General features: G+C 33.8%; 23 protein-coding genes, 2 other RNA genes and 7 pseudogenes. 13 read left to right on the top strand and 19 right to left on the bottom strand.

What is annotated here, in order from left to right; all coding sequences use genetic code 11:
- Positions 1-2: 2 nt before the first annotated feature.
- Both hisS and OM961_RS05110 read right to left on the bottom strand, forming a co-directional pair.
- Positions 3-1,229 carry a histidine--tRNA ligase gene (gene hisS, locus OM961_RS05115; protein WP_264339530.1) on the bottom strand — a complete coding sequence of 409 codons (1,227 nt, stop codon included), beginning with the start codon at positions 1,227-1,229 and terminating at the stop codon, positions 3-5.
- On the bottom strand, positions 1,226-1,798 hold the full coding sequence (locus tag OM961_RS05110; protein ID WP_264339602.1) for a NifU family protein: 573 nt from the start codon (positions 1,796-1,798) through the stop codon (positions 1,226-1,228). The genes hisS and OM961_RS05110 overlap by 4 nt, the downstream gene beginning before the upstream one ends.
- Positions 1,799-1,970: 172 nt before the next feature.
- On the opposite strand from OM961_RS05110, the gene OM961_RS05105 reads away from it, so the two are divergent.
- Positions 1,971-2,219 carry a J domain-containing protein gene (locus OM961_RS05105; RefSeq protein ID WP_264339529.1) on the top strand — a complete coding sequence of 83 codons (249 nt, stop codon included), beginning with the start codon at positions 1,971-1,973 and terminating at the stop codon, positions 2,217-2,219.
- A gap of 19 nt (positions 2,220-2,238) precedes the next feature.
- Here the strand turns inward: OM961_RS05105 and OM961_RS05100 are convergent, their stop codons facing one another.
- Positions 2,239-3,768: an N-acetylmuramoyl-L-alanine amidase gene (locus OM961_RS05100; protein ID WP_223823148.1), complete on the bottom strand. Its 1,530-nt coding sequence runs from the start codon at positions 3,766-3,768 to the stop codon at positions 2,239-2,241.
- 68 nt (positions 3,769-3,836) lie between these two features.
- Between OM961_RS05100 and OM961_RS05095 the strand changes: the two genes are divergently transcribed.
- The 3 genes from OM961_RS05095 to OM961_RS05085 all read left to right on the top strand — a co-directional run bounded on the left by OM961_RS05095 (position 3,837) and on the right by OM961_RS05085 (position 6,468).
- Entirely contained in the window at positions 3,837-4,007 is a 171-nt protein-coding gene (locus OM961_RS05095; protein WP_010082675.1) for a J domain-containing protein, read from the top strand.
- A gap of 104 nt (positions 4,008-4,111) precedes the next feature.
- Entirely contained in the window at positions 4,112-5,341 is a 1,230-nt protein-coding gene (locus tag OM961_RS05090; RefSeq protein WP_006280242.1) for a cytochrome b, read from the top strand.
- 368 nt (positions 5,342-5,709) lie between these two features.
- Positions 5,710-6,468: a cytochrome c1 gene (locus tag OM961_RS05085; RefSeq protein ID WP_010963022.1), complete on the top strand. Its 759-nt coding sequence runs from the start codon at positions 5,710-5,712 to the stop codon at positions 6,466-6,468.
- Positions 6,469-6,606: 138 nt separating this feature from the next.
- On the opposite strand, the pseudogene OM961_RS07695 reads toward OM961_RS05085, so the two are convergent.
- Positions 6,607-6,705: pseudogene (locus OM961_RS07695) on the bottom strand (IS5 family transposase); the annotation flags it as partial.
- Positions 6,706-6,752: 47 nt separating this feature from the next.
- Here OM961_RS07695 and OM961_RS05075 point away from each other — a divergent pair.
- Together OM961_RS05075 and truA are read left to right on the top strand one after the other, a co-directional pair.
- Positions 6,753-6,875: pseudogene (locus OM961_RS05075) on the top strand (IS630 transposase-related protein); the annotation flags it as partial.
- Positions 6,876-6,946: 71 nt separating this feature from the next.
- A pseudogene (gene truA / locus OM961_RS05070) lies at positions 6,947-7,683 on the top strand (tRNA pseudouridine(38-40) synthase TruA).
- An 88-nt stretch (positions 7,684-7,771) separates the two neighbouring features.
- Here the strand turns inward: truA and dnaN are convergent.
- The 6 genes and pseudogenes from dnaN to OM961_RS05030 all read right to left on the bottom strand — a co-directional run bounded on the left by dnaN (position 7,772) and on the right by OM961_RS05030 (position 12,896).
- Positions 7,772-8,929, bottom strand: coding sequence for a DNA polymerase III subunit beta (dnaN, locus tag OM961_RS05065; protein ID WP_264339528.1), 1,158 nt, complete (start codon positions 8,927-8,929; stop codon positions 7,772-7,774).
- Positions 8,930-9,052: 123 nt separating this feature from the next.
- Positions 9,053-9,550 (bottom strand): invasion associated locus B family protein, encoded by a 498-nt coding sequence (locus OM961_RS05060; RefSeq protein WP_006279310.1) that lies wholly within the window; start codon positions 9,548-9,550, stop codon positions 9,053-9,055.
- A complete protein-coding gene (locus OM961_RS05055; RefSeq protein ID WP_041582625.1) occupies positions 9,543-10,436 on the bottom strand; it encodes an RNA polymerase factor sigma-32 in 894 nt (297 codons plus the stop codon). Before OM961_RS05055 ends, OM961_RS05060 begins: the two co-directional genes overlap by 8 nt.
- A gap of 281 nt (positions 10,437-10,717) precedes the next feature.
- Positions 10,718-11,658, bottom strand: a pseudogene (locus tag OM961_RS07690) (IS5 family transposase).
- Positions 11,659-11,836: 178 nt separating this feature from the next.
- Positions 11,837-12,523, bottom strand: a complete 687-nt coding sequence (locus OM961_RS05035; RefSeq protein ID WP_264339527.1) for an acyloxyacyl hydrolase — start codon at positions 12,521-12,523, stop codon at positions 11,837-11,839.
- 220 nt (positions 12,524-12,743) lie between these two features.
- Positions 12,744-12,896 carry a hypothetical protein gene (locus tag OM961_RS05030; RefSeq protein WP_264339526.1) on the bottom strand — a complete coding sequence of 51 codons (153 nt, stop codon included), beginning with the start codon at positions 12,894-12,896 and terminating at the stop codon, positions 12,744-12,746.
- A gap of 40 nt (positions 12,897-12,936) precedes the next feature.
- On the opposite strand from OM961_RS05030, the pseudogene OM961_RS07685 reads away from it, so the two are divergent.
- A pseudogene (locus tag OM961_RS07685) lies at positions 12,937-13,862 on the top strand (IS5 family transposase).
- 195 nt (positions 13,863-14,057) lie between these two features.
- Here OM961_RS07685 and OM961_RS07680 read toward each other — a convergent pair.
- The 4 genes and pseudogenes from OM961_RS07680 to ffs all read right to left on the bottom strand — a co-directional run bounded on the left by OM961_RS07680 (position 14,058) and on the right by ffs (position 17,308).
- Positions 14,058-14,991 (bottom strand): annotated as a pseudogene (locus OM961_RS07680) (IS5 family transposase).
- Between the two features lie 264 nt (positions 14,992-15,255).
- On the bottom strand, positions 15,256-15,588 hold the full coding sequence (locus OM961_RS05000) for a YbaB/EbfC family nucleoid-associated protein (protein ID WP_010963017.1): 333 nt from the start codon (positions 15,586-15,588) through the stop codon (positions 15,256-15,258).
- Positions 15,589-15,591: 3 nt separating this feature from the next.
- Complete coding sequence (gene dnaX / locus OM961_RS04995) at positions 15,592-17,193, bottom strand: DNA polymerase III subunit gamma/tau (protein WP_264339525.1); 1,602 nt, start codon at positions 17,191-17,193, stop codon at positions 15,592-15,594.
- 15 nt (positions 17,194-17,208) lie between these two features.
- Positions 17,209-17,308: signal recognition particle sRNA small type (ffs, locus tag OM961_RS04990), an RNA gene on the bottom strand.
- Positions 17,309-17,429: 121 nt separating this feature from the next.
- On the opposite strand from ffs, the pseudogene OM961_RS04985 reads away from it, so the two are divergent.
- A pseudogene (locus OM961_RS04985) lies at positions 17,430-17,552 on the top strand (WPE palindromic element domain-containing protein); the annotation flags it as partial.
- A 92-nt stretch (positions 17,553-17,644) separates the two neighbouring features.
- Positions 17,645-18,298: a glutathione S-transferase family protein gene (locus tag OM961_RS04980; protein WP_182309739.1), complete on the top strand. Its 654-nt coding sequence runs from the start codon at positions 17,645-17,647 to the stop codon at positions 18,296-18,298.
- A gap of 1 nt (position 18,299) precedes the next feature.
- Here OM961_RS04980 and OM961_RS04975 read toward each other — a convergent pair whose 3' ends face one another.
- Positions 18,300-18,947, bottom strand: coding sequence for an O-methyltransferase (locus tag OM961_RS04975; protein ID WP_264339524.1), 648 nt, complete (start codon positions 18,945-18,947; stop codon positions 18,300-18,302).
- Positions 18,948-19,197: 250 nt separating this feature from the next.
- Between OM961_RS04975 and OM961_RS04970 the strand changes: the two genes are divergently transcribed.
- Positions 19,198-19,476, top strand: a complete 279-nt coding sequence (locus OM961_RS04970; RefSeq protein WP_006279425.1) for a DUF2671 domain-containing protein — start codon at positions 19,198-19,200, stop codon at positions 19,474-19,476.
- Between the two features lie 29 nt (positions 19,477-19,505).
- On the opposite strand, the gene OM961_RS04965 is transcribed toward OM961_RS04970, so the two are convergent.
- The 3 genes from OM961_RS04965 to ssrS form a co-directional block, all read right to left on the bottom strand.
- On the bottom strand, positions 19,506-20,210 hold the full coding sequence (locus OM961_RS04965) for a DsbA family protein (RefSeq protein ID WP_264339523.1): 705 nt from the start codon (positions 20,208-20,210) through the stop codon (positions 19,506-19,508).
- Positions 20,211-20,264: 54 nt separating this feature from the next.
- The gene (locus tag OM961_RS04960) at positions 20,265-20,726 is read right to left on the bottom strand and encodes a type II toxin-antitoxin system RatA family toxin (RefSeq protein WP_010963012.1); all 462 of its coding nucleotides are present in this window, start codon (positions 20,724-20,726) and stop codon (positions 20,265-20,267) included.
- 19 nt (positions 20,727-20,745) lie between these two features.
- A non-coding RNA gene (gene ssrS / locus OM961_RS04955) (6S RNA) lies at positions 20,746-20,906 on the bottom strand.
- Positions 20,907-21,022: 116 nt separating this feature from the next.
- Between ssrS and OM961_RS04950 the strand changes: the two genes are divergently transcribed.
- Together OM961_RS04950 and OM961_RS04945 are read left to right on the top strand one after the other, a co-directional pair.
- Positions 21,023-21,613: an MlaC/ttg2D family ABC transporter substrate-binding protein gene (locus OM961_RS04950; RefSeq protein ID WP_010963011.1), complete on the top strand. Its 591-nt coding sequence runs from the start codon at positions 21,023-21,025 to the stop codon at positions 21,611-21,613.
- Positions 21,610-22,899, top strand: a complete 1,290-nt coding sequence (locus OM961_RS04945) for a bifunctional folylpolyglutamate synthase/dihydrofolate synthase (RefSeq protein WP_022626401.1) — start codon at positions 21,610-21,612, stop codon at positions 22,897-22,899. The genes OM961_RS04950 and OM961_RS04945 overlap by 4 nt, the downstream gene beginning before the upstream one ends.
- On the opposite strand, the gene OM961_RS04940 is transcribed toward OM961_RS04945, so the two are convergent.
- The gene (locus tag OM961_RS04940) at positions 22,867-23,829 is read right to left on the bottom strand and encodes a J domain-containing protein (RefSeq protein WP_077188321.1); all 963 of its coding nucleotides are present in this window, start codon (positions 23,827-23,829) and stop codon (positions 22,867-22,869) included. The two genes, OM961_RS04945 and OM961_RS04940, sit on opposite strands and share 33 nt — an antisense overlap.
- A gap of 624 nt (positions 23,830-24,453) precedes the next feature.
- Here OM961_RS04940 and recA point away from each other — a divergent pair.
- Positions 24,454-25,521, top strand: coding sequence for a recombinase RecA (gene recA / locus OM961_RS04935; RefSeq protein ID WP_010963008.1), 1,068 nt, complete (start codon positions 24,454-24,456; stop codon positions 25,519-25,521).
- Positions 25,522-25,582 lie beyond the last annotated feature (61 nt).

The raw sequence follows: 25,582 nt of genomic DNA, 5'->3' as shown, positions 1-25,582 counted from the left end.
TCCTAATAGATATTTTCTATTGTGTTATCGCGAGCAATTATTTTTTCTTCACCTGTATCCATGTTTTTAATCTTTAAAGTTTTACTACTCAATTCTTCATCGCCAAAGATTAAAGCAGCTTTAGCATTTGCTTGATTTGCTTTTTTCATTCGGGTTCTGAGCGTTCCGCTATATTCATAGATTACATATAAACCATTTCTGCGCAATTCATTTGCAAGTGTTAAAGCATGTTTTTCAGCCTCTCTACCGATTGGAATTAGGTAAATAGGTCGCTCTTCTTTCGGAGAATAATTGATTAACTCCATTATGCGCTCAATACCCCCTGCAAATCCTATTGCTGGAGTGTGTTTTCCACCTACTGAAGATACTAAATTATCGTATCTTCCACCGGCAAAAACTGCCCCTTGTACACCTAAATCCTCTGTAACAAACTCAAACACTGTGTGGCAATAATAATCCAAACCTCGAACTAGTTTATTGTTTACGGTATAAGGTATATCAAGAATTGTTAATCCATTTAGTATTTGTTCAAAGAAATCTGAGGACTCTTTCGTATAATAATTGCTGATTTTGGGCGCATCAGAAATTATTGATTTATCTTTCTCGTCCTTGGAATCCAGTATTCTGAGTGGGTTTTTGATCAACCTATTTTTGCTATCTTCTGATAGATCATTTTGATACTTTGTAAAGTATAAGATCAAAGCTTCTCTATATTTAGTTATTGTTTCACCATCACCTAAAGAGTTGATTTCCAGCTTTACATTTTTATTGATGCCAAATTCAGTTAGTAAGTGCTGAGCGAGTGATATCAATTCAATATCAGCTTTTGGATCTTCTATGCCAAAAACCTCAAAATTTATCTGATGAAATTGCCTTTGTCTTCCCTTTTGCGGTCTTTCATAGCGAAATGCAGGTCCTGTTGAGAATAATTTTATCGGTGTTTGCAGTTTTTTTTCAATGAGTAGCCTGACAATCGCTGCAGTGAACTCAGGACGTAAAGTTATGCTCTTTCCCCCTTTATCATTGAAGCTATACATCTCTTTAGTGATGATATCTGAGCTATCACCTAAGGTTTTTGTAAAAACCTCCGTGTATTCAAATATTGGAGTTTGGGCGGGCAAAAAGCCGTATAAACTTGAGATTCTGTTTGCTGTTTGCTCTATGTATTTAAACTTGTACCATTCATCAAACAGGAGATCTTTTGTTCCTCTAACCGTTTGATTAGTCATAGTGTGGTCTCTATACCTGCAATCTCTGGTATGTGGTAGCTCAGCATATTTTGCACTCCTTGCTTTAAAGTAATTGCAGCACTTGGGCATCCAGAGCAAGCTCCTTGCAACTCAACATAAACTATTCCATCTTTATAGCCACGAAATTTGATATCGCCACCATCTTGAGCAACTGCAGGTTTGATATAACTTTCCATCAATTCTTTTATTCTATTTACAATTTCTATATCATTCTCATCGAAAAATTCTTCATCCGGTATATTATTATCATTTACTCCTTCTTTATCTAGTGCTTTTCCACCTGAAGTAAAGTGATCCATGATTGTAGTTAAAATTTCTACTTTTAATGTATCCCAATTAATTCCACCCAATTTTGTTACTGAAATAAAATCATGACCAAAAAACACTCTTACCACATGTTCTATTTGAAAAAGATTTGCTGCTAGTTTAGAATTTTTTATCTCATTTGCATTTGAAAAATCAGCCGTTTCTCCTTCGTTTAAAATTTCAAATCCAGGAAGGAATTTTAGCGTATTTGGGTTTGGTGTTTCTTCAATCTGGATGAACATGTTATTTACCATGACAATTATAATTGTTACTATTTAATCATAAAATGATAAAAAAATATACATGTCATTCATCTTTTTTCTTTTTTTAGTATTCATAGTAATTACATTTGTCTTGCCTAGCGTTGTTGTATTTTTTCTTTTCCTGACAAAAAAAAATAATATGAGTTTCATGATGAACTCTATATTGAGTAAGTTTTTGAACGAATTTAATAGCAGTAGAAGTTGTACTGAAAATTACACTGGTGATAACATGTCCAAGGATGAAGCATTAAAGATACTGGGGCTGAATCCTGAGGCAAGTCAAAATGAAATCAATAAAGCATATCAAAATTTAATGAAATTAGTTCACCCAGATAAGGGAGGCTCGGAATATTTTGCGCAAAAGCTAAATGCGGCACGTGATAAATTGTTAAAAAAGTGATCTTAAAAAAAGTTTTCGTTTAACGAATTTCTTCCTTTGCTTTTTCTAAATACTCCAATATTGCTTCATGTAGTGCAGTCCATGTTATCTGTTCTTCCAGGGAAGGTATAAATTCTTGTCTCCAAGCATTCTTAAACTCCTGAAACCACTGTTTTTCAAAACCCTGAAATTCTAAAGAAATATCTACTTTAAAGCTATCAATTAAACTGGAAACTTCTGCAGCTTTAGAGCTATCTAGTGATTTTAAAGATAACACTCCACTCTTTAAAATCTCTAACTCTTCCAATACATTAAGCTTAAATGGTTTATAGAGTGAAGACCATATGCGATATCTTAAATAAGAATCATAGTATAACTTAATTTTGTACATTAAAGTGGTAGATGCATCAGGAGAAATGTTATTCTCATATTGTGCAAGAGAAGATAATAAATTCTCATAATCTACTTTGCTTAAACATGGTTGTAGAGTCGATTTAATTTTTTCACTAAAGGTTAGATAACTAGAAGAAATGCCATGACTATATTCACTAAAGAATTCAGGAAATATATCTGCTTGTTCTAGTTTAAGAGGTAGATCTTTTCTAATTTCTCTTGGTAAATTATGTATTGAAAACTGATAAATAACCCATACAAAATTCTCATCAAACTCATCTGAGTAATCAGCATTATTATCAGGAAAAATTACATTACCTTTCTTATCATTCCAAGGTTCTATCTTATAGAAAAATCTGTTCAGCCTTTGTTTTAATTTCAAAATACCTTCATTTCTATCACCTGCTTTATACAATGTTTTGCCCATTTTGTGTTTAGCATCTTTAGGGTTTATTCTGTCACTTATGTGCAATCCAATTTCATTTTTCTCTAATAACTCCCAATCAAACAATTTGTGTGGATCTGGTTTACGCATTGTATAGCCAAGCTCTGGATCATACACTATAGTTCCTATTTCAGAATGACTAAATATCATATCCCTTTTAATTTTAAAACGCTCCATAAGGTATAAAATCAGCTCTTTAACAGATCTCATTTGCTCTTCCGGAAAAGGCTCAAGTCCTGTGTTTACAATTTCAATACCTACAGAATAGTTGTTAAGCTTCCGTAACTCTTCAAGCTTACTATCTACCTTAACTCTTGCATAACTAATACCAGCATGCCATGCTTCTTTCTCTAATGGAACCATTAAGGTGATGCTGCCATCCCTATCGACAATAAAATGAACTGACAATCCTCTAGCATTCAGCGTATCTTTTGTACCTTTTAGTGTTGATGTTTCAGTATGGTGAACTATAACCATTAACACTTTTTTACCTGCCCTATCACCATAATTTAAAGCTGAAGCTGGATCTAAAAATAACAAATCCTGATCTTTCAATAATGGTAATTTTTCTTGTAAATCTTGAAAATCATTCTCGATATTGCTTGAACTGGATACTTGCCCAGATATGAGAAATGCTGAGACAGTAATCAGTAAAACTAATAAATATTTGTTGACTTTAGATAGTTGGATTTTCATACCATCTTCATAAACACTTTGTAGATAATTTTTCATTATATAGTTAGAATAGGGTTGTTGAATAAATTTACAAGACAAAATCATACTAGTCTGGTAGTAGTAACATGTTCAGAGATGGAGCATTTAAAGTGCTAGGAATAGATTCTGGAGCGAACCAAAATGAAATCAATAAAGCATATCAAAATTTAATGAAATTAGTTCACCCAGATAAAGGAGGCTCGGAATATTTTGCACAAAAATTAAACGCAGCACGTGACAGGTTGCTGAAGAGGTAATTAATATTGCTCTAAAGTTTTTATTTGTGCGTAAAGGATAAGTTGCTACAATAAAAAAATAAGATAAAAGTAGCAATGGACATGTGTTCAGAAAGGTTTAAGTTATGCAGGAAGATAACAAAAAAGAAACAATAAAAGAAGAAAAAGGCATATTAGGATGGATAGAATATAGATTGCCTATATTTTCTTTTCTAAGACACACTGCTTCTTACCAAGTGCCAAAAAACTTAAATTATGCTTGGAACTTTGGCTCTTTGGCTGGTATAGCGCTGATTTTACAAATAATAACAGGTATATTTCTTGCTATGCACTACACTCCGCATGTTGATTATGCGTTTAATAGTGTAGAGCGCATAATGCGAGATGTGAATTACGGGTGGTTAATACGCTACACTCACGCTGTTGGAGCATCGCTCTTCTTTATGGTAGTCTATGTTCATATAATGCGTGGATTATATTACGGATCTTATAAAAGACCGAGAGAGATGGTGTGGTTTATTGGAATATTTATATTTTTTGCAATGATGGCAACTGCCTTTATGGGATATGTATTGCCTTGGGGACAAATGAGTTTCTGGGGTGCAACAGTTATAACCAACTTATTTTCTGCTATACCTTTAATTGGCAATAAAATAGTTATATGGTTATGGGGTGGTTTTTCAGTGGATAACCCAACACTTAACCGTTTTTTCGCTCTGCATTATCTTCTGCCTTTTGTTATTATTGCTTTAGCTATGCTTCATGTGATAGCTCTGCATAGGTTTGGCTCTGGTAACCCAAGTGGAGTGGAGGTAAAATCAGATAAGGATACCATCCCTCTCTATCCTTATTATATAGTCAAGGATTGCATAACTTTTGGTCTGTTTTTTGTAGTTTTGTTCGCATTTGTTTTCTATGCTCCCAATTATCTTGGGCATCCAGACAATTATATAGAAGCTGATTCTATGGTCACTCCGGTACATATAGTGCCAGAGTGGTATTTTTTACCTTTTTATGCAATGCTACGTTCAATTCCAGATAAACTTACTGGTGTGCTTACCATGTTTGCGTCTATTTTAGTGTGGTTTTTGTTACCTTGGCTTGATAAATCAAAAGTTAAAAGTGGTGCTTATCGCCCGGTGTTTAAGAAATTTTTTTGGGTTTTTGCAATAAATTTTGTACTTCTTGCCTGGCTTGGAGGACAAGAGGTAAAAGAGCCTTACATCACTATGAGTAGGCTATCTACTCTTTATTACTTTGCATACTTTGTGATAGTTTTACCACTGCTTAGTAAGTATGAAAAGCCAAAAGAACCACCAAAAACCTTAAGTGATTCTGTGCCGGAGATGAGGTGATGTCAATTCAAAGCAGATCTCTTACAAAATTCTCTGTCATCCCAGAGCTCTCTTCTGTCATCCCAGAGCCCTCTTTTGTCATCCCAGTGCTTGACACTGGGATCCAGAAAAAAAATAAATGGATTCCAGCATCATGTACACAATTGTATGAACGTTGTATACAACACACAGTGTCATTCCACTATCTTCCGTTGTTATCCCAGTGCTTGACACTGGGATCCAGGTATAAAAATACTTACAAATCATGCAATGGACAACAGATTCTAGGAGTGCATGATAACCATAATGTCAGTGATGAAATAAGCTGGATTCCAGTGTCAGCTACTTGCATGACATCAATTCGAAATTTACTAAAACAGTGGTTATGCATGGGATCTAATGTATTTGCAATCTTCTGCATGTTATTTCTATCTAGTCTTATATCTGCAGAAGAATTTAAATCATCACCAAATAAGAAAATAGACTGGAAATTTGATGGAATTGTCGGATCTTTCGATAGAGAGTCAATTCAGCGTGGCTATAAAGTGTATAAAGAAGTCTGTGCTGCTTGTCATTCAATGAATAGGGTAGCATTTCGTAATTTGCAAGATGTCGGTTTTTCTGAAGAAGATGTAAAACAAATAGCAGCTTCTTATCAAGTTAAAGATGGTCCGAATGATTTGGGTGAAATGTTTGACAGACCTGGAGTACCTTCGGATTATTTTATTGCGCCTTTTGATACAAAAGAAGCAGCTGCAGCAAGCAACAATGGTGCAGTCCCACCAGACTTATCATTAATTATTAAAGCAAGGCATGATGGTGCAAATTATGTCTATTCATTGTTAACAGGCTATCAAAACGGCGAACACGATGAAAATGATTTATATTTTAATTCGTATTTTCCAACAGGCAGATTAGCTATGGCGCCACCACTTTCTGAAGGAATGGTGGAATATGATGGTGCAAGGCAAGCCACAGTTGAAAATATGGCGTATGATGTGATAAATTTTTTACAATGGGCAGCAGAGCCAGAATTAGAGCGCCGGCATAAACTTGGATTAAAAGTAGTGGCGTATTTTATAATTTTAACAGTGTTTTTTGTATTAACTAACAACAAAGTTTGGAGCAAGCTCTATAAAAAGAAGTGATAGTCAATTTTGCCTCAAGCACAATGGTTGTCATCCAAGTAGCTAACACTGGTTCCTTTATGACGGTGTCATCCGAGTAGCTGACACTGGGATGGCTTTGTCGCATCGTACCTTATACGGTAATAATTTACGATAAATTCATGTAGCCATTTCGAATTTAGCCATACCAATGTCAGTAAATTTATTAAGCAAACAGCACTTAATGAGCAGTTCTTTTTCACGATTTATAGCTCTTTTCATAGAAGTCCGGATGTGATAAGGATAGATAATGATAAGGAGGTTGAATGCCAGCAGCATATAGTTATGATTTAAGAAAAAAAGCAATGGAGGCGCTAGACGAAGGAGAAAGCAGAGAAGCAGTGGCAGCAAGATTTAAGATTGGACGAACTACTTTATGGGAGTGGCAGCACTGTAGGCTTGACCATAAATTATGTTAAGATAGAAAATGACTATTTTAGATAGAGCTTGATGTAATGCAGTGCGATACAAAATAACGGTAGAATATAATGGTAGTAATTTCTCTGGTTGGCAAAAACAGCAACACTCTGCTAACTCAATCCAGGAGAAGATAGAAAATGCTATATTTAATTTTAGTGGTGAGAAAATTGCCTTGTACTGTGGTGGCAGGACTGATGCAGGGGTTCATGCTTTAGGACAAGTTGCTCATTTTGATATGGAAAAGGAATTTGAGCTTTATAGAATAAGAAATGCAATAAATTATCATTTAAAATCAATTCCTATAGTCGTGCTCAATGTAGAAGTTGTAGATGATGCGTTTCACGCACGGTTTTCAGCAAAAAAAGATATTACGAATACAGAATAGTTAATCGCTATGCTCCTGCCGCTCTGGAGACAGGTTATGTATGGCAAGTGTTTAGTCCACTTGATGTAAATATTATGCGTGAAGCTGCTAAACATCTACTTGGAAAACATGACCTTTCAAGTTTCCGTTCAAAAGATTGTCACGCCGCAAATCCGATAAGAACAATTGATGATATCGATATAGTACAAAACGGGAATCATATACACATCAAAATATCTGCTATTTCCTTTTTACATAACCAAGTGAGGATTATTGCGGGTACTTTAGTTGAATTTGGAAAAAATAGAACCAATCCGCAAGAAATGCTACATATATTAAGCCAATGCAAAAGAAGTGCTGCTGGGGTTACCGCGCCGCCTTTTGGCTTGTATTTGGTAAAGATAGATTACTAATTTAATAAAAAGTAACGTTCTTAGTGAAATAAGTGCCATACCGCCGCAGTATCTCCAGATCTCGCTAACAAGCGGCGAGATGACGAGTTTAAGTTCTCATTGGCATCACTACATATAATACACTTGAATCATCTTCATCAGTGATAATTGTAGCACTATTACCATCGGCTAAGCTAAACTTACATTTATTTTTTATGCAAGATAGAACATCAAGCAAATAACGCGAGTTGAACCCTATTTCTATAGGGGCTTCATTGTAGTCCACTTCTATGGATTCAGTTGCATCACTGCACTCTTGGGAGTTTGAATGCAGAGTTAGCAGCTTTTCTTGTAGTGAGAATTTAATAGATTTTACTTTATCAGATACAACAACGGAAACTCGATCTATAACATCTGAAAGTTTTTTACTTTCAATAATCATATGCTTATCTTGAGATGCTGGAATAACTGCTTTATAATTTGGAAAAGTTCCATCTATTAATTTTGATATTAGAATATATTCACCGCATGTAAACTTGATTTTTCTGTCTGAGAGTTTTACATTAATTTCATTACAATCGTCCAATATTTTTAACAGCTCCATAACAGTTTTACGTGGAATGATCACACCAAATTCGCCATTGATGTTCCCAGGCTTTGGCCTCTTTATACATGATAAACGATGGCCATCAGTTGCAACGCAGTACAGAAACTGCTCATCTGTATGTAGACATATTCCATTTAAATTATACCTTGTATCATCTAGTGATACAGCAAATTTTGTTTTAGTTAATAAGTCTATCAGGTCCGTATTTAGTAGAATAAAATCATGTTTATAATTGTCTTCTTCAAGAGCAGGAAAGCTGCTTGAAACTACATTCGGTAAAGAAAAGTTTGCATTTCCGCAAGACATCAATAATTTTCCTTGGTTGTTTACTTCAAAATTGACATCCAAATCAGCGGGTAACTTCTTCACTATGTCATGTAAAGTATGCGCTGAAATTTTTACTTCTCCTTCTGTTAATACGGTTGCAGCAAGTGAGGCAAACATTGAAATGTCAAGATCAGTTGCCATTAATTTTATGCTGCCGTGTTGTGCTTTGATATTTATACACGCCAAAACATCTATTGCATTACGCCTTTCAACCACTCCACTTACTCTGGATAATGTATTTAAAAGACTTGTGCGGCTCACGCTAAAACGCATCTGCTCGCACACAGAATTTTGCTTTTTGATTTCTGTATCTACACCTGCAACCTCTGACATTGCTAACTCTCAAAAATATATTTTAAATGATATCCACATCCCATATAAAGTAAAGTGCTATTTATATTTCCATTGAAAGAGTAGTCTAGTTTATACTATAGCTGGGTATTCTGTTACAATAATTTACTTTGTATGGCATAAATCATGCATTTTTTGATACGCTTTTTGAAAACCAAGTAGGGAATAAGTATCATCAATGGTCACTGTTTTTGTTTTTCCATTAACTACCATTGATAATCCCTGCTTCATTTTTAGAATGAGATCTTGATCTATTTTTGTATGCTCTGCCCACGCAAAACTTCCCTGTATTATGGGCAGTGTATATTTAATTTTTTTGTCGATATTGAGAGCTACAGGCTCCTTATCATACTGAAAACCAGAGGTAACGCTTACCTCATCTGCTTTTTTATCAACATAACTAACCATTACATACGGCTTGCGATTGGTTGTATAATATTCGCTTTTTTTTTTAGGATAGGATACAATATAACATACTTTCTCTCCATCTTCCAATGCAGTATACACGAGCCAATCTTTATATTTTTCCTTCAATTGTACATCACTAACCGATGCAAAAGCGCCTATCGAAAAAAATATTAGAAATATAAAAAAACTACGCATGCAAACAAAATTTCAAACTTTCAGATTGTATATATTGTTTTACCTTAGCCATCGCCTGCTCAGCCAACTGCCTTATTCTTTCTCTTGAAACACAATATTTTTTACTAAGTTCATCCAGAGTTTGAATGTTTTCAGACAAATATCTACTGATAAAAATGTCTCTTGCCCTTTCGTTGAGGCTCGCTAGTGCATTGTTTAAAATTGCTTCTTTTAATTCTTTTTCTTCATGATTCTGATAGGTTACTTCTTGACTAACCAAGTTACATGGGATCATATCTTGTAGCTCCCTTTTAGAGTCATCACCTATTTTTATGCAATCGTTTAGCGACTGATCCTTACAAGCCATACGGTAATTCATCTGCAGAACGTCTCCTTCGGATACAGAAAGCTCATTAGATATTGCTTTTATTTCTTCATTATTTAAGGTTTCCCTGTTTGTATACTGTAAAATTCTTTTTTTTATTTTACGTAAACTAAAAAACAATCTTCTTTGTGCTTGCGTTGTGCCTATTTTCACAAACGACCAAGATTTCAATATAAAGTCTTTTATTGAAGCTTCAATCCACCACACCGCATAAGTTGAAAAACGAAACCCTAAATCAGGATTAAACTTTTTCACTGCATGCATTAAACCCATATTTCCTTCCATGACCAGGTCCATCAACAATAGTCCATAATTTTTGAATTTCATTGCAATTTTCACTACCAAATTCAAATGGCTGGTAATCAATTTATGAGCAGAAGAAACATCCTTATATTGGTTCCAATTTTTTGCTAATCGTACCTCTTCCTCTTGAGACAGCATAGGAAATTTTTGCACCCTAGCAATATATTGCATGAGATTGGTTCTGCTATCGACACATAAGTTTGCCATTGAGGTCAACATAACAACTTAAATTAAAACTTCATGCATATAATATATTGATTTTCCAGCAAAAATTCAAGCTTTGATTTGAAAAAAGTACAAATTTTCCATCTAATTTCTTGGAGACAGTAGGCCGCAGTGTTAGCTAATTGGATAACATTATGTAACTTTAGATGATATTCTACCAGTACAATGGTAAACGTTATAGCTTAAACACATAGCAAATAGTGTTATTCCAGTGCCTTGACACTGGAATGGCTTTGTTGCATCGCTCTTCGGATAGTAGGTAACGCACAATAAATTTATGAAGCTATCTCAAATTTAGCCATACCAATATCAGTGAACTTATTGAGCAAATAGCATTTAACAAGTAGTTCCTTCTCTCTATTTGTCTCAGATTTATTCCTAAAACTAAACCCGAATGTTTGTTTCAGTCGCGAGAAAAAACTTTCTATATAAGATCTTTTTCCATAACTCATCTCTTTTTTCCACTTCTTTATACCATCTTCATCATATGACTTTATGAGCTTGACTGCAGAATTTCTCTCAGCCATATAGTCTAACTTTGGATGCTCTGCTGCGTTGTTTTTCGGAGGAATTTTCGTTTTTATACCATATTGATTACACAGCTTATAGAGCTTTTCTCTGTCATATGCCCTATCTGCATATAGTACTTTTATGACATACTGAAAATCGACTTCTTTTAGCAAATCACAAGCTCCATAGTGATCAGCCGTTACTGTATTTTACAGCTATGGCTTTTTTGCTGTTTGTATTCAACATTACATGCAATTTTCTTGTCTGTTCATAGCTGCGATACTTTCTATCTTCGCTATTTTCTTTGCTATGACCAGGAGTGTTGTTGTATATACTAATTCCTGTACTGTCTATAGCAATTTCGATATCTTCCATATTATTTTCTGCAATCATTGATCTTAATATTGAGTTTCTTAAACCTTCTTGATGATTGTGAATAGCTGATAACTTGCAAATTTTTCCCAATTTGCTCAAGGTATCCTGCTATAAACCCAACTGTTTGCCTCAGGCCTATTCTAAATAAACAAGTTATTATGTGCACCAAAATTACAACTTTATCGCTATAAATATTGTTGCCACCTGGTATTTTTGGACCATTCTCGTACCACTTTTCTATGGCTTCGTTGATATAATGAAAAATATTTCCTCTTTTTTCTAGAAATTTGTTATATTCGCTATGGTTACTGACCCTCATTTTTTGTGGCATATTTTTTCTTTCAAGGTTAAATGGCTATTTTATAATGAATTTTGTCAGTAGCCACCAGATTTTTTCAGTTGCTATGCAACAAAGCCCACTGGAATCCACATTTCTTTTTTCTAGATCCCAGTGTCATGCTACTTGAATGACAAGAAAAAACCCACTGGGATAACAAGACTGAGATAGACTAAAAATTAAACGCTACTCCAGCTTCTGCACCAACAGTGCTGTAAAGGACTGTATGTCCTCCTTTGTCTTTCCCACCACTGCTTTTATCGAAATTAGCACCATAAGAACCGAAATAACGAGCTCCAGCATAAAGTTTGACTTCTGGAGTTACATCATAACTAACACCAGCTTTTACTTGACCAGCAAAACCAAATTTACTTTTTTGATCATTCACAGCGTCTTTCAAAGGAGTGCTAATATACGCTGCACCAACACCAACACCAACATATGGAGTGATAGGCACATCTTCAATTGCTATATCGTAATAAACGTTAACTAGCCCTGAAATTGCTGTTAAGCTGCCCGCAACAGTATTTGGAGTAAGCACTTCATCATTGTTCACATTCTTGTTTAGCTGTGAATATAGCCCTTCAATATCAACTCTAATGTCGTCCATTTTATAACCAAATGCGGCACCACCTCCTATAAAAGAAGCTTTAAAAGGATCAACATCATCAGTCCCCTTTTTAATTTTCATGTTATCAACTTTTGTGAAAAGAGGTAAAACTTCACCGTTGTATTGCAAACGAACGTAGTAGCTAGTTTCTTCATCACTTATTGGACCAACAGGATCTGAAAAAGCAGAGTTTGATAAACTTAGCAACGTTGCTAAAGCGGCTGCTGAAAAAAACTTTTTATAATGCATAATTGTCCTCGTAAAAAAAATTAAAATTCCACTTTAGCAGTCTAAGTAACAACTAAAGTTAAGTCAAGTGCTAACTTAATAACACAAAATATTCTACATTTTAACTAATTTTTAGGAGAAGACAAAGATTTTATTAATGAATAAATACGACTTTTGATTTTTTGGTATAGCTAACACAGGTAAGATTTACTATCGAAAGACCTCGTCATCTCGCTGCTTGTTAGCGGATGAGAAATCCACAACTGTACGAACATTGCAATTTGGGCCTACCAGGAGGGCAATGCCTCTTATCCAAGTACCATCTTCTTGTCATCCCAGACTGGGATGGCTTTGTTGCATCGCTCAAGTGAAAAGAACTGGCAGTTACTGACAAAATTCATTATAAATAGCCATTTAACTGTTGAAGAAAAAATATGCCACAAAAAATGAGAGTCAGTAACTGCCATGAATATAACAAATTTCTCCAAGAAAGAGGAAGCATTTTTTGTTATATCAATGACGCCATAGAAAATTGGTACGAGAATTGTCCAAAAATGCAGGGCGGCAACTATATTTATAGTGATAAAGTTGTGATTTTGGTGCATATAATCGTCAGTTTCTTTAGAATTGGTTTAAGACAAACAGTCGGGTTTATAAAAGGGTATTTGTAACAAATAGGAAGAGATTTGGCAGTTATCAGCTATTCACAATCATCAAGAAGGTTTAAGAAACTCAATATTAAGATCAATGATTGCAGAAAATAATATGGAAGATATCGAAATTGCTATAGACAGTACAGGAATTAGTATATACAACAACACACAGCAAGGAAAATAGCACTGACAGAAAATATCGTGGCTATGAGCAAACGAGAAAATTGCACGTAATGTTGAATATAAACAACAAAAAAGCCATAGCTGTAAAATACAGTAACGGCTGATCACTATGGAGCTTGTGATTTGCTAAAAGAAGTTGATTTTCAGCATGCCATAAAAGCACTATATGCAGATAGAGCATGTGATAGGCACAAGTTTTATAAGTTGTGTAACGAATATGATATAAAGACAAAAATTCCACCAATAAACAATGCGGCAGAACATCCAGAAATAGATTATATGTCTAACAGGAATGCTGCTATTAGGTTAATAAAATTATACGGTGAAGATGGCATGAAAGAATGGAAAAAAGAAGTAAATTATGGGAAAAGATCTTATATTGAAGGGTTTTTCTCAAGATTAAAGCAAATATTCGGATTTAGTTTTAGGAATAAATCTGAGATAAATCGAGAAAAAGAACTAAATGCTATTTGCTTAATAAATTCACTGATATTGGTATGGCTAAATTTGAGATAGTTACATGAATTTACCATAAATCACCATCTCATAAAGTGTGATGCAACAAAGCCGTCTGGGATCCAGGAATTTTATTAAGTTGGTAAGCATAAAAGTAGCCGTTTTATGTTAAAACACAATGTTCTTGATGAGATTACGGCAAGGCTGGATTCCAGACGGCTTTGTTGCATCGCTCTTCGGATAGTAGGTAACGCACAATAAATTTATGAAGCTATCTCAAATTTAGCCATACCAATATCAGTGAATTTATTAAGCAAATAGCATTTAGTTCTTTTTCTCGATTTGTCTCAGATTTATTCCTAAAACTAAACCCGAATGTTTGTTTCAGTCGCGAGAAAAAACTTTCTATATAAGATCTTTTTCCGTAGTTTGTTTGCCTTTTCCACCTCTTCATTCCATCTTCGCTGCATGATTTTATTAGTCTAATTGCAGCATTTCTCTCAGCCATATAGTCTAACTTTGGATGCTCTGCTGCGTTGTTTTTTGGAGGAATTTTCGTTTTTATACCATATTGATTACACAGCTTATAGAGCTTTTCTCTGTCATATGCCCTATCTGCATATAGTACTTTTATGACATACTGAAAATCGACTTCTTTTAGCAAATCACAAGCTCCATAGTGATCAGCCGTTACTGTATTTTACAGCTATGGCTTTTTTGCTGTTTGTATTCAACATTACATGCAATTTTCTTGTCTGTTCATAGCTGCGATACTTTCTATCTTCGCTATTTTCTTTGCTATGACCAGGAGTGTTGTTGTATATACTAATTCCTGTACTGTCTATAGCAATTTCGATATCTTCCATATTATTTTCTGCAATCATTGATCTTAATATTGAGTTTCTTAAACCTTCTTGATGATTGTGAATAGCTGATAACTTGCAAATTTTTCCCAATTTGCTCAAGGTATCCTGCTATAAACCCAACTGTTTGCCTCAGGCCTATTCTAAATAAACAAGTTATTATGTGCACCAAAATTACAACTTTATCGCTATAAATATTGTTGCCACCTGGTATTTTTGGACCATTCTCGTACCACTTTTCTATGGCTTCGTTGATATAATGAAAAATATTTCCTCTTTTTTCTAGAAATTTGTTATATTCGCTATGGTTACTGACCCTCATTTTTTGTGGCATATTTTTTCTTTCAAGGTTAAATGGCTATTTTATAATGAATTTTGTCAGTAGCCACCAGATTTTTTCAGTTGCTATGCAACAAAGCCATTCCAGACTGGAATGACATCGTTTACTATGTGCCATATTGCAATGTTTGTACAGTTGTGGAATGAATCACGGTATGACGTAGGGCTATGCTAGTATAGGTACATTATATGAAGAAGTACTAGCGTTGGGAATATTAGAAAAAAAATACTTACACTAAAAGAAACTTCAGTAGTAAATTCAAAAAGGAAGTTTAAACCCAGATGGTAAACCCATCATACCTGCAAGATCAGAAGTTGCATTCGCCATATCTTCTTCTGCTTTTTTAACGGCATCATTAAACGCTGCTGTTACTAAATCCTCTACTATATCTTTTTCCTCATTTCTCATAAGTTCTAAGTCTATGTTCACCTTTTTAGCTTTATAGCTACCTATTTTTATGACTTCCACTAATACAGAAACTTTGCCACCACCAGAAATACCTTGAAACTCTTTTCCAACATATTTTTCTTGAGCTTCTGCAAGCTTTTTTTGCATCTCTTGCGCTTGTTTCATTATTTGACTAAAATCCACAACTTACTCCTTATTTTCTATATTAACTACTTTTGCACCTTTAAACGTGTCAAGGATATCCTTAACTGCAGGTGCATAATTTAAATTACTCACTTCCCTGTTTATATAACCTGTATCAACTGCAATAACCCACTCTTGCTGAGTCACCTGGTTTAAGTAATTTTTTAAATCATTGCAAAAATTACTATCCAACTTAGATACAGCTTTTAATTTTAAATATCCAGGTTTACAATCTATTAATTGTAGATTATTACACAGTTGTTTGTAAAGATAAATTTGGTTACTTCGCCTTAATAGTTGCAAAATCTTATCAAAATCGTAATTTTGTTGTTTATTTTCCACATGGATCCCAGTGTCACGCACTGGGATGACAGAGTGGGGTTGTTGTTTACTTTCCACATATTTTTTTGGATCCGAGTAGTCAGCTACTTGGATGACAGAGGGGGAAGGTGCAACAGGTCTGCCCTGTCTATTTCCTTGCTCTACATTCTGTGAAAGAATTTTTTTGATCACCTGTTCTGGAGAAGGTAGATCAGAGAGATAGCAAAGACTAATTAACATCATTTCAGCAGCAACATCGTTGCATGTTGAAGTTTTTATATCTTGAATACCTTTAAGCAACACCTTCCACAATCTCGAAAAAAATATTAAAGATCTCTTTATACTTAAATCTTTTATCCTATTCTTTTCATGCTCTGTAACTGCACTATCAATCTCTTTCGTAATTAAAAAACGGCATACTAACTGAATTGTTTGCAATAGACCTTCAAAAATACTAAGTGGGTTTGCTGTTTTTATCGCCTTGTCAAACACTGATAGAGCTTTCTGTAAATCACCTTCTAATATTGCCCCTAATAGATCAAATATAATATCTTTATCCACTAGGCCAAGTATGTCTGTCACATTTTTAGTGGATATTGCACCATCTCTGCTATATAGCACTGCTTGATTCATCAAAAACAAGGCGTTACGCATTGAATTTCCAGAATGTCGTGCAATTAATTCCAATGCTCCCTTTTCAATGGAATAACTCTCTTTTTGTGCAACATCATTTAAACGTTCCACTATTTTAGCTACAGGAATGTTGTGTAAATCAAATCTTTGACAACGTGCAATAATAGTTATCGGTATCTTTTTTATTTCCGTAGTTGCTAAAATGAACTTTACACTAGATGGTGGCTCTTCTAGGGTTTTAAGTAATGCGTTAAATGCGCTGCTGGATAACATATGTACTTCATCTATAATGTAGACTTTGAATTTAGAGCTTATAGGTGAATAGCAAATATCTCCCAGGATTACTTTAATATCGTCAATGCTAGTGTGACTTGCTGCATCGATTTCAATCACATCTGGATGGCTTGAATTTTTTATTGCTAGACAATTTTCACACAATCCGCAAGGTTCAAAAATTGGCCCCAGGGAACAATTCAAACATAAAGCTATTATCCTTGCAGTGGTGGTTTTACCAACTCCACTACTACCAGAGAGCAGTATAGATTGTGGAATTTTGTTTAAAGTAAAAGCATTTTCTAATACACGCACTAATATATCTTGACCTACTAGATCTTTAAAGCTACTAGGACGATGTTTTAATGCTATATTCACAGCTTCGGATAAAACAAATAATGAAGTAGGTATGCAACCCAAAAAGGTTCCGATATGGCTGCCTCATTTCTGATCTGACCAAATTACAGAGTTTTTGCCTGCATACCTTATAAAATATTATACTTTTTTTTTTATTTAGCAAGGTATATCCTATATTAACCTTAATAATTTATATGTTAGATCTCTTGCAACATTACTTTGGAGTAAACAACTGTTACCTAAAATACTCTTCTTCTGTCATCCCAGTGCTTGACTACTTGGATCCAGAAAACTTAATTTTAAATGAATACATCAGGCTGTTGTATAATAAGAACTGGATTCCAGTGTCAGCTACTTGCATGACACCACCTGCTACGCAAACTTCTGTGGACTACAAAGAAAGTTCGTACAGTTGTAGGTCAAGCCATAGAGTAACAAAAAAAGGATATTGGGATAACAAAAGAGGAATATTATGATTTTATATCATTTTCCTCTTTGTCCATTTTCACGAAAAGTTAGAGCTCTTCTCAAAGAAAAAAAGTTGAGCTGTGATCTAGTGTATGAAAATCCGTGGGAAAAACGGAATGAATTTATGGAGATCAATCCAACCGGGCAAGTACCAGTATTAATAGATAATAACTTTGTAATAGCGGATAGTAATGCCATTTGTGAATATATAGAAGAAACTTACAATAGCGACGTCAAATTATTTGGTTCATCCACTATTATTAAGTCTAAAATACGCGCTCTAATCAATTGGTTCGATAACAAATTTTACAATGAAGTTACTAAGTATATTATGAATGAAAAAGTAATTACTAACCGCAGCCCTGACTCTAGATTTCTTCATGCAGCTCAGCATAACCTGCCTTGCCATATGGAATACATCGAACACTTAATTAACAAGAACGTTTGGCTTGCAACTGATAAGTTCACTTTAGCTGATATTGCTTTAGCATCGCATATTTCCGTAATGGATTATGTAAGTAGTTTTCCATGGGAAAAAAGTAAAATTTTAAAAGAATGGTACTCCATTGTTAAATCAAAGCCTTGTTTTCGTGAGATATTATTAGAGAGAGTTTCCGGTTTAATCCCTCCTAAACATTATGCTGACCTTGATTTTTAACTTATGTTAGCTTTAAAGCTACAGTCATTCCTTCATCAGTTGGAATCAATATAGAGAAATATTTTTTTTCATCTGATAATCTATTATTAAACTCCCTCATAGCATGCCATGATTTTTCTGATACTTCTTTTGGAGGCGATTCTAAAAATACTGTGTTAAACAATAGAGTGTTATCTGCAACGATTAGCCCATCTTGTTTAATGTATGACTCTGCCCAATCTAAATATTTAGGATAACCACCTTTATCAGCATCGATAAATATCATGTCAAATGGTGCTTTTGCTGATAATTCATTAAGTTTTTCCAATGCATTGCCTTCTATTAGAGTAATTTTATCACTCAGATTAAAAGCACTAAAATTTTTTTTTGCTATTCTTGAGTATTGAGGGTTATTTTCTATTGTATATATGTGACCATCTTCCAGTAGAGCTTTTGCCATGCAAATCGACGAATAACCGTATAACGTGCCAATCTCAACAATACTTTTGATTTTATGGATTTTTATAAATAAACTTAATAGCTTTCCTTCTTCAGGGCCAATTTGAATATGTTGCTTTTTTTCAAGAATACAATATTCTTCTATTTTTTTATATTCTTTTGCAAATAGATTTCTTATGTATGACAATTTTATACTAAAATTATTACGCATATATTATAAATTAGGGAGACTTAATTCATACACAATTTATAAATATAATAATATAGTTTAAAATAATAAAAACATTTATTTTAAGTTATTATTTCATAGTATAAAATTTTAAGTGACAAAAATTATTATATATCGTACTATAGTTAACTAGTATAATAAACAGTCGATTATTATGCTAGAATTAAAGGGATTGTTTATGCGCATTTCTCTTTTTAAAATATAATTTTTATAATCAATTAGAAGGGGTTATATGTCTTATACTATTGCTGGTGAAGTTGAAACGTTAAACAAAAAATCTAACAAGAATGAAGGGGTTATGTTACTACATAATCCAGCTTATCGTGAAAAGTATAAAGAACGTTTTGATGAAGCTCAGAGAAAAGTTATGGATATGGTTCAGTTTTATGATGGGACAATAGTATTAATAGAGAATAAAATCGCTATGTATTACTACACTTGGCACAGTAAAAAAAGAGAGTTTGAGCGTAAAAAACAACAAACAGTAGTGAAAAACAATGACTCAGCATAGAGTCTTTTATATGGTAAGCTACAGTGGTATTACTTCACTATAGCTTTTCCATATAATTTATCTATCACATTAGTGAAATATTTCAGCTCTTTATACCCTCTATGTTTAACTTTATTATGCTCTATATATGATTTATCATCGTTAAGCTTGATGAAAAATATTGGAGTGGCTGTGATACCAAGTTTATTAATTGCCAGTGATTTATCATTTACGATTTTATCCATTATTTTCTTATCATTAATGCATTGGTTAAATGCATCTTGCTTTAAGTTGCTTAGTGCAGCAATTCTTTGTAGTAAAGTCAAATCACTTAAATTGTAGTAATTCCACGAATCTATTGAGTTAAAAACAGCTTTGTTAAAATTAAAGTAGTCTTCTTGTTTTTCGTAGCAATGACTTAGCATTGCAGCCTTTAGCCCTCTGTAATCCAAAGGAAAATGACGAAATATATATAACATCTTACCTGTGTCTATATATTTCTCTTTAATTTTAGGAAAAACATTCCTATGAAAAAGAGAGCAGTGATAACAAGTTAATGAAGCATATTCTATCATTAGAATTGGTGCTTTTGGATCTCCTAATAATTTATCATTAGGTAATGGCGATAATAGCTCATTTGATGTTATTTCATTGGGTTTTTTTTGAATGTATTGGTTATCGGATAAATCTTGCTTAACAACTGCATAAGAATTAACACTTATGAAAATTAATAAAAACAATAGTCTAAAAATCATTACAATATAAACACTTAACTTACTAAAAAAAATTATACATTTATATTAATAATGTCAAGATAACTTTTGTTTAGCAAGGCTTTCAGCCCTATCTTTAAATGCAGCAATTATTTTACTTTGTGTATACTTATATACTGAGTTTAATAAAGTGGAAAATGAGTTGGACTTAAACTTAAACTCTATATAAAACTTTACCATAGTTTTATTTTCATCTATGGGAATGAATTGCCATTCATTGTATAGATGTTTAAATATTCCATTTGATGATACAGCTTTTATCCAACCTTCATTTGTTCCACTTGGAGAAAGAGAAGTAACTTCTGATGTATATCTACCTTTAATTCCATGAAAAGCTGCGAGGAGATCCACAACCATTTGGTTGTTAATTTTTTCTTTTATATAAACGGCTTTGCACCAAGGAACAAAATCAGGATACCTTTCAACATCAATTACAATTTGGAATACTTCATTAGGCAAACATAGGAAAACACCCTGTTCTTTGTATTGATGAAGCATAAATGTTAAACCAATCAAAATAGGATCCGTATCTACTGTCAGCCTTAGTAGATTCCTGAGACTAAAGTTAAGGTGGGCATCGCGTATCAATTTCAACGAAATTAACAGAGGCAATTCCCTTGACTAGAAATTATCGCTCGGGAAATTTAACTTAACTCATAACGCATAGAACAGACCCTTAATTAATTGTAGATGATTTATACAAGGTGTGTCTATAGATATATTAAAGCTAGCGATTATTATTTAATCTTTATTAAACTTTGCATTCTAAGTATCATAGCTAATAAATATATCTTATGAACATTACTAAAGTTTTAACTATCATTGTTTTTATTGTAATTTCTTCAAGTGCTTACACTAATTGTACAGATCACAAAATTTTTGTGCATACTATGAAGCAACAAGTGGATGGTATATCTACAAAGGAGAATAAAAAAAACCGGGAATGTGTGCAAAAAAAGCTTCAGGAGGTCATTCAAAACAATGTTAACCTCAAAGGAATATCGCAATTCGTCATAGGAAAACATTGGGCTTTAGTTAAACAAAAAGAAAAAGAAGATTTTTTAAGAGAGTATGAAGTGTATCTTACGCGTTTGTGCGTTAAAATTTTATATAAATACATGCATGATAGTGAAATGATCATAATGAGTACAAAAGCAGTTGACGATGAAACTTGCTTAATTGGTACAAGATTTTCTTACGGTGATGAAGAATTTACAAATATTGATTTTAAAGTTACTAAAAATAACAGTTCTTTCTTGATAAGTGATGTTGTAATGAGTGGAATAAGTATTGCTATTAATCAACGTTATCAATTTAGTGAAAAAATCGACACGCATGGCATAGCAAGCGTTATAGCTGAATTAAAATGCAATAACAATCCATGATATATATGCCTCATTGGCCTAAGCCACTTGGTAGCAGGCCGAATGATTTTTCTCTTGATCGCATAAAAGGCTTTCTTAGCAAACTAGATAACCCCGAGAAAAAAGTGCCTCCCGTAATTCATATAGCTGGAACTAATGGGAAAGGCTCAACACTAGCATTTATAAGATATATAATGCAAGCAGCAGGGTATAAGGTACACGCATACACTTCTCCACATTTAGTGAGTTTTAATGAGAGGATAGTGATAGCCGGCAGCTATATCGACGATAATGAATTATATAGCTTATTAGAAGAATGTCGTGCAGTAATTGCAGAACAACCTATCACTCTGTTTGAAGCTGCAACTATTGCAGCTTTTTTAGCTTTTTCTCGTCATAAAGCCGATATAACTTTAGTTGAAGTGGGTATGGGTGGAAGGCTTGATGCAACAAATGTTATAGATAATCCGATTTTAACAATAATTACTTCCATTGCACTTGATCATACGGAATATCTTGGCCCTACTGTAGAAATTATAGCAGGTGAAAAGGCTGGAATAATGAAACCTAATGTTCCTTGCGTAATAGCACCGCAAGAAAAATCTATAGTGAACACGCTAGAACACCACGCAATAAATAAGAAATCTCCCTTGTATAGAGGAGGTCTTGAATGGAATTGCAAAAAAAAGAACAACAAAATGGTTTTTCAATCAGCTATTCAATCAATAGAATTTCCTTTGCCATCTTTAAAGGGTGATCATCAGGTGATTAATGCAGGCAATGCTATTGCAGCATGTAGTATTTTAAGTGGAAAGTATGAATTTGATATTGGAGAAGAGGATATCACTTCAGGTTTACAGTGCACTTATTGGCCTGCACGGCTAGAGTCTATAAAAGAAGGTAATTTAATTTTCCTACTACCGAAAGATTGGCAATTATTTTTAGATGGTGCACACAATAATGATGGTGCTAGAGTACTATCTCAGTGGGTAAAAGATAATTTTGCTGAAGGTATTTATATGGTTTTTGGTGTTACTAGTAACAGAAATGTGGAAGAGTTCTTAGAGCACTTAAAGCCATATATCAAGCTACTATGTGCGGTTTGTGTTAAGTCTGAACCTAAAGCAACAAATACAAATTTGATTAGGGAAAAAGCCAATAACATAGGAATAAAAGCAGTTGAATGTGAATCAATTGGCGATGCAATATCAAATCACATATTAAAAGCCTCTACCCAAAACGTCAAAACCATACTAATCTGTGGCTCATTGTTCCTAGCTAGAGACTTCGCTATGGAGAATAGCTAACTTTGATGATATTAACTGACCGATGGGGAAATAACTTTGATTGCTCATAGTACTGCTTGGCTTTTCGTTATCGACTTCTATAAACTGATCATCACCTTTAAATTGCTCCTCAATTGAATTTATAGCTGTCTTTTTGAGAATATAATTACTTGCAGCATTTAAAATAGGTGAAGTAACAATTAAAAGCGTGAATGGTAATGAAAGTAATAAGCCGGATAACATCATAGAGTTAGTTATACCAAAGCCGTTGGCAACTAAATCTAATCCCACACCGAAAAACATTAAAGATGTACAGATTGTGTTGCTCAAAATAACTGAATTTTTTAGCCACTTTAATTTAGTCCTATCACTCTTTGAAAAATTTTCGCATTCTTGGTCAAAGTTAAACAATAATAAAATATTAGTCTGATGATTAAACTCTTTCCCATTTCTAGTATAAATGCTCTTAACAGCTAGACTCAAAATAGATCCTGCTAACAAGGGAGCAAGAAAACCTACTGCTATTGGTACATTAGAAGAAATACCATTAATTATTAAAAATGCAATTGATGTGAAGGATACTAAAAGAACTCCTAAGAGATTTGAATAAGAAGAATATTTTACATAAGCAGTTACATTATTGTTAATTGACTGCTGCTTATTATAGAGTTTATTTCTGCACTTATCATCTAAGTATTTTTGCAATTCTTCATAACTGCGACTCCACAACTTACCGCGTAATTCTTTTATTAAATTATTTCTTTTATTGAGACCTTTCTCCAATGGCTCTATTATAAATTCTTCAAAAAATGGCTTATTTAATGCAATAACCTTAAATTTCTCCTCCGCTTCTTTATTGTTTGGGTTTTTATCTGAGTGATATTTTAACGATAATTTACGGTATTGTTGACTAAGCTTTTTCTTAATATTCTTAATGTCAGAATTTACCACATCCTCCTTTTGAATATTAAATGTTAAAAACAACTGCTTTAAAGCGTGGTACTCATTTTCATTCAAAACATTTCTAGCCACATTACACCTACAAATTAACTAACTATTAATGTTCTATAATATACATATTTCCAAACTATGTCAATTATTTCATAAATATCTTTGGTAAAAATTATTTCTGTTATGACTAGCATGATAAGTGTATGAAGCGACTAAAATTGTCATTACAGCGCTTAGTGTACGACAGTGCTCCAACATTTAGGGTTGCAGTTTTCATGGCAGATCTGAGTAGCTGACCCATCTAAGAGGTGTCATTCAAGTAGCTGACACTGGAATGGCTTTGTTGCATCGCACCTTATACGGTAGTAATTTACAATAAATTCATGTAGCCATTTCGAATTTAGTCATTTCAGTGTTGGCTACTTGGATGACACCACCTGCTATGCTGCAAATTGCAACGTTCGTACACTAAAGTATAGTGTGTTACTAACGAAGGCAAACAAATATCTGCTTTATGAAAACGTTAATATTTTTCATTGAAATAATACATAAATACTAGAAAAACCTTGGCAGGTTATTCGCGTTTGATTATCATAGAGAATTATATAAATTAATAAATGATCTATGGCAAGTAACCCAGAAGAAAGAAATAGTGATAAACAAAAAGCGCTAGATAACGCAATAAGCCAGATTGAAAAAGCATTCGGTAAAGGTGCAATAATGAAGTTGAAGCAAAACCCTGTAGAAAAAATAGACACAATATCCACAGGATCAATTGCGCTTGATTCGGCTCTAGGTGTTGGAGGTCTGCCAAAAGGGCGTATAATTGAAATATTTGGCCCCGAGAGTTCTGGTAAAACCACTCTTGCCTTGCACGTGATTGCTGAAGCACAAAAAAAAGGAGGATCATGCGCATTTATCGATGCAGAACATGCATTGGATGTCTTATATGCTCGTAAACTTGGGGTAAGCACTGATGATTTAGTGATTTCACAACCAGACACTGGAGAGCAGGCGTTGCATATTGTTGAGTATTTAGTGTGTTCTGGTGCGGTTGATGTGATAGTTATTGACTCTGTCGCAGCATTAACTCCAAGAGCTGAAATTGAAGGTGATATGGGTGATCAACATATGGGGCTGCAAGCAAGGCTTCTAAGTCATGGGCTACGGAAACTAACCTCTGCCGTTTCAAAAGCGAACTGTATATTGATATTTATTAATCAAATTCGTATGAAAATAGGAGTAGTGTATGGAAATCCTGAAACTACCACGGGTGGAAATGCATTAAAATTCTATACTTCTGTAAGGCTTGATATAAGAAAAGTTGGTGTAATAAAAGACAAAGAAAATATTACAGGTAATGAAACAAGAGTTAAAGTTGTAAAAAATAAAGTTGCTCCTCCATTTAGAGAAGCGAAATTTGATATAATGTACAATGAAGGTATATCAAAACTCGGAGAAATAATAGATATGGGAGCAAAGCTTGGTGTGCTTGAAAAAGCAGGCGCTTACTATTCATATAACAACACACGTCTTGGGCAAGGAAGAGAGAATGTAAAAACTTACCTAAAAACAAACAAAGAAGTCGCAAATGAAATAGAAACGAAAATCAGAGATTTACTCAGAAATCATGATAATTCTATCATAATAGACGAGGATAGTGAGCAACTTTTAGAAGAATCAGTTTTCTGATCTAAACTTAGGCATTAGATTTTGTGTTGGACGGGTTGTTACAGTATGACGGTAATTCTAT

This window comes from Wolbachia endosymbiont (group A) of Cydia splendana (assembly GCF_947179475.1).
GTDB classification, from domain to species: Bacteria; Pseudomonadota; Alphaproteobacteria; order Rickettsiales; family Anaplasmataceae; genus Wolbachia; species Wolbachia pipientis.
The sequence above is the reverse complement of the archived record's forward strand: the minus strand, read 5'-3'. Positions and strand labels throughout refer to the sequence as shown.

Bases quoted from the DNA above. Each gene is read 5' to 3' on its own strand.
- hisS (WP_264339530.1), bottom strand. From the start codon at position 1,229: ATGACTAATCAAACGGTTAGAGGAACAAAAGATCTCCTGTTTGATGAA.
- OM961_RS05110 (WP_264339602.1), bottom strand. From the start codon at position 1,798: ATGTTCATCCAGATTGAAGAAACACCAAACCCAAATACGCTAAAATTC.
- OM961_RS05105 (WP_264339529.1), top strand. From the start codon at position 1,971: ATGAACTCTATATTGAGTAAGTTTTTGAACGAATTTAATAGCAGTAGA.
- OM961_RS05100 (WP_223823148.1), bottom strand. From the start codon at position 3,768: ATGAAAAATTATCTACAAAGTGTTTATGAAGATGGTATGAAAATCCAA.
- OM961_RS05095 (WP_010082675.1), top strand. From the start codon at position 3,837: ATGTTCAGAGATGGAGCATTTAAAGTGCTAGGAATAGATTCTGGAGCG.
- OM961_RS05090 (WP_006280242.1), top strand. From the start codon at position 4,112: ATGCAGGAAGATAACAAAAAAGAAACAATAAAAGAAGAAAAAGGCATA.
- OM961_RS05085 (WP_010963022.1), top strand. From the start codon at position 5,710: ATGGGATCTAATGTATTTGCAATCTTCTGCATGTTATTTCTATCTAGT.
- dnaN (WP_264339528.1), bottom strand. From the start codon at position 8,929: ATGTCAGAGGTTGCAGGTGTAGATACAGAAATCAAAAAGCAAAATTCT.
- OM961_RS05060 (WP_006279310.1), bottom strand. From the start codon at position 9,550: ATGCGTAGTTTTTTTATATTTCTAATATTTTTTTCGATAGGCGCTTTT.
- OM961_RS05055 (WP_041582625.1), bottom strand. From the start codon at position 10,436: ATGTTGACCTCAATGGCAAACTTATGTGTCGATAGCAGAACCAATCTC.
- OM961_RS05035 (WP_264339527.1), bottom strand. From the start codon at position 12,523: ATGCATTATAAAAAGTTTTTTTCAGCAGCCGCTTTAGCAACGTTGCTA.
- OM961_RS04980 (WP_182309739.1), top strand. From the start codon at position 17,645: ATGATTTTATATCATTTTCCTCTTTGTCCATTTTCACGAAAAGTTAGA.
- OM961_RS04975 (WP_264339524.1), bottom strand. From the start codon at position 18,947: ATGCGTAATAATTTTAGTATAAAATTGTCATACATAAGAAATCTATTT.
- OM961_RS04970 (WP_006279425.1), top strand. From the start codon at position 19,198: ATGTCTTATACTATTGCTGGTGAAGTTGAAACGTTAAACAAAAAATCT.
- OM961_RS04965 (WP_264339523.1), bottom strand. From the start codon at position 20,210: ATGATTTTTAGACTATTGTTTTTATTAATTTTCATAAGTGTTAATTCT.
- OM961_RS04960 (WP_010963012.1), bottom strand. From the start codon at position 20,726: ATGCTTCATCAATACAAAGAACAGGGTGTTTTCCTATGTTTGCCTAAT.
- OM961_RS04950 (WP_010963011.1), top strand. From the start codon at position 21,023: ATGAACATTACTAAAGTTTTAACTATCATTGTTTTTATTGTAATTTCT.
- OM961_RS04945 (WP_022626401.1), top strand. From the start codon at position 21,610: ATGATATATATGCCTCATTGGCCTAAGCCACTTGGTAGCAGGCCGAAT.
- recA (WP_010963008.1), top strand. From the start codon at position 24,454: ATGGCAAGTAACCCAGAAGAAAGAAATAGTGATAAACAAAAAGCGCTA.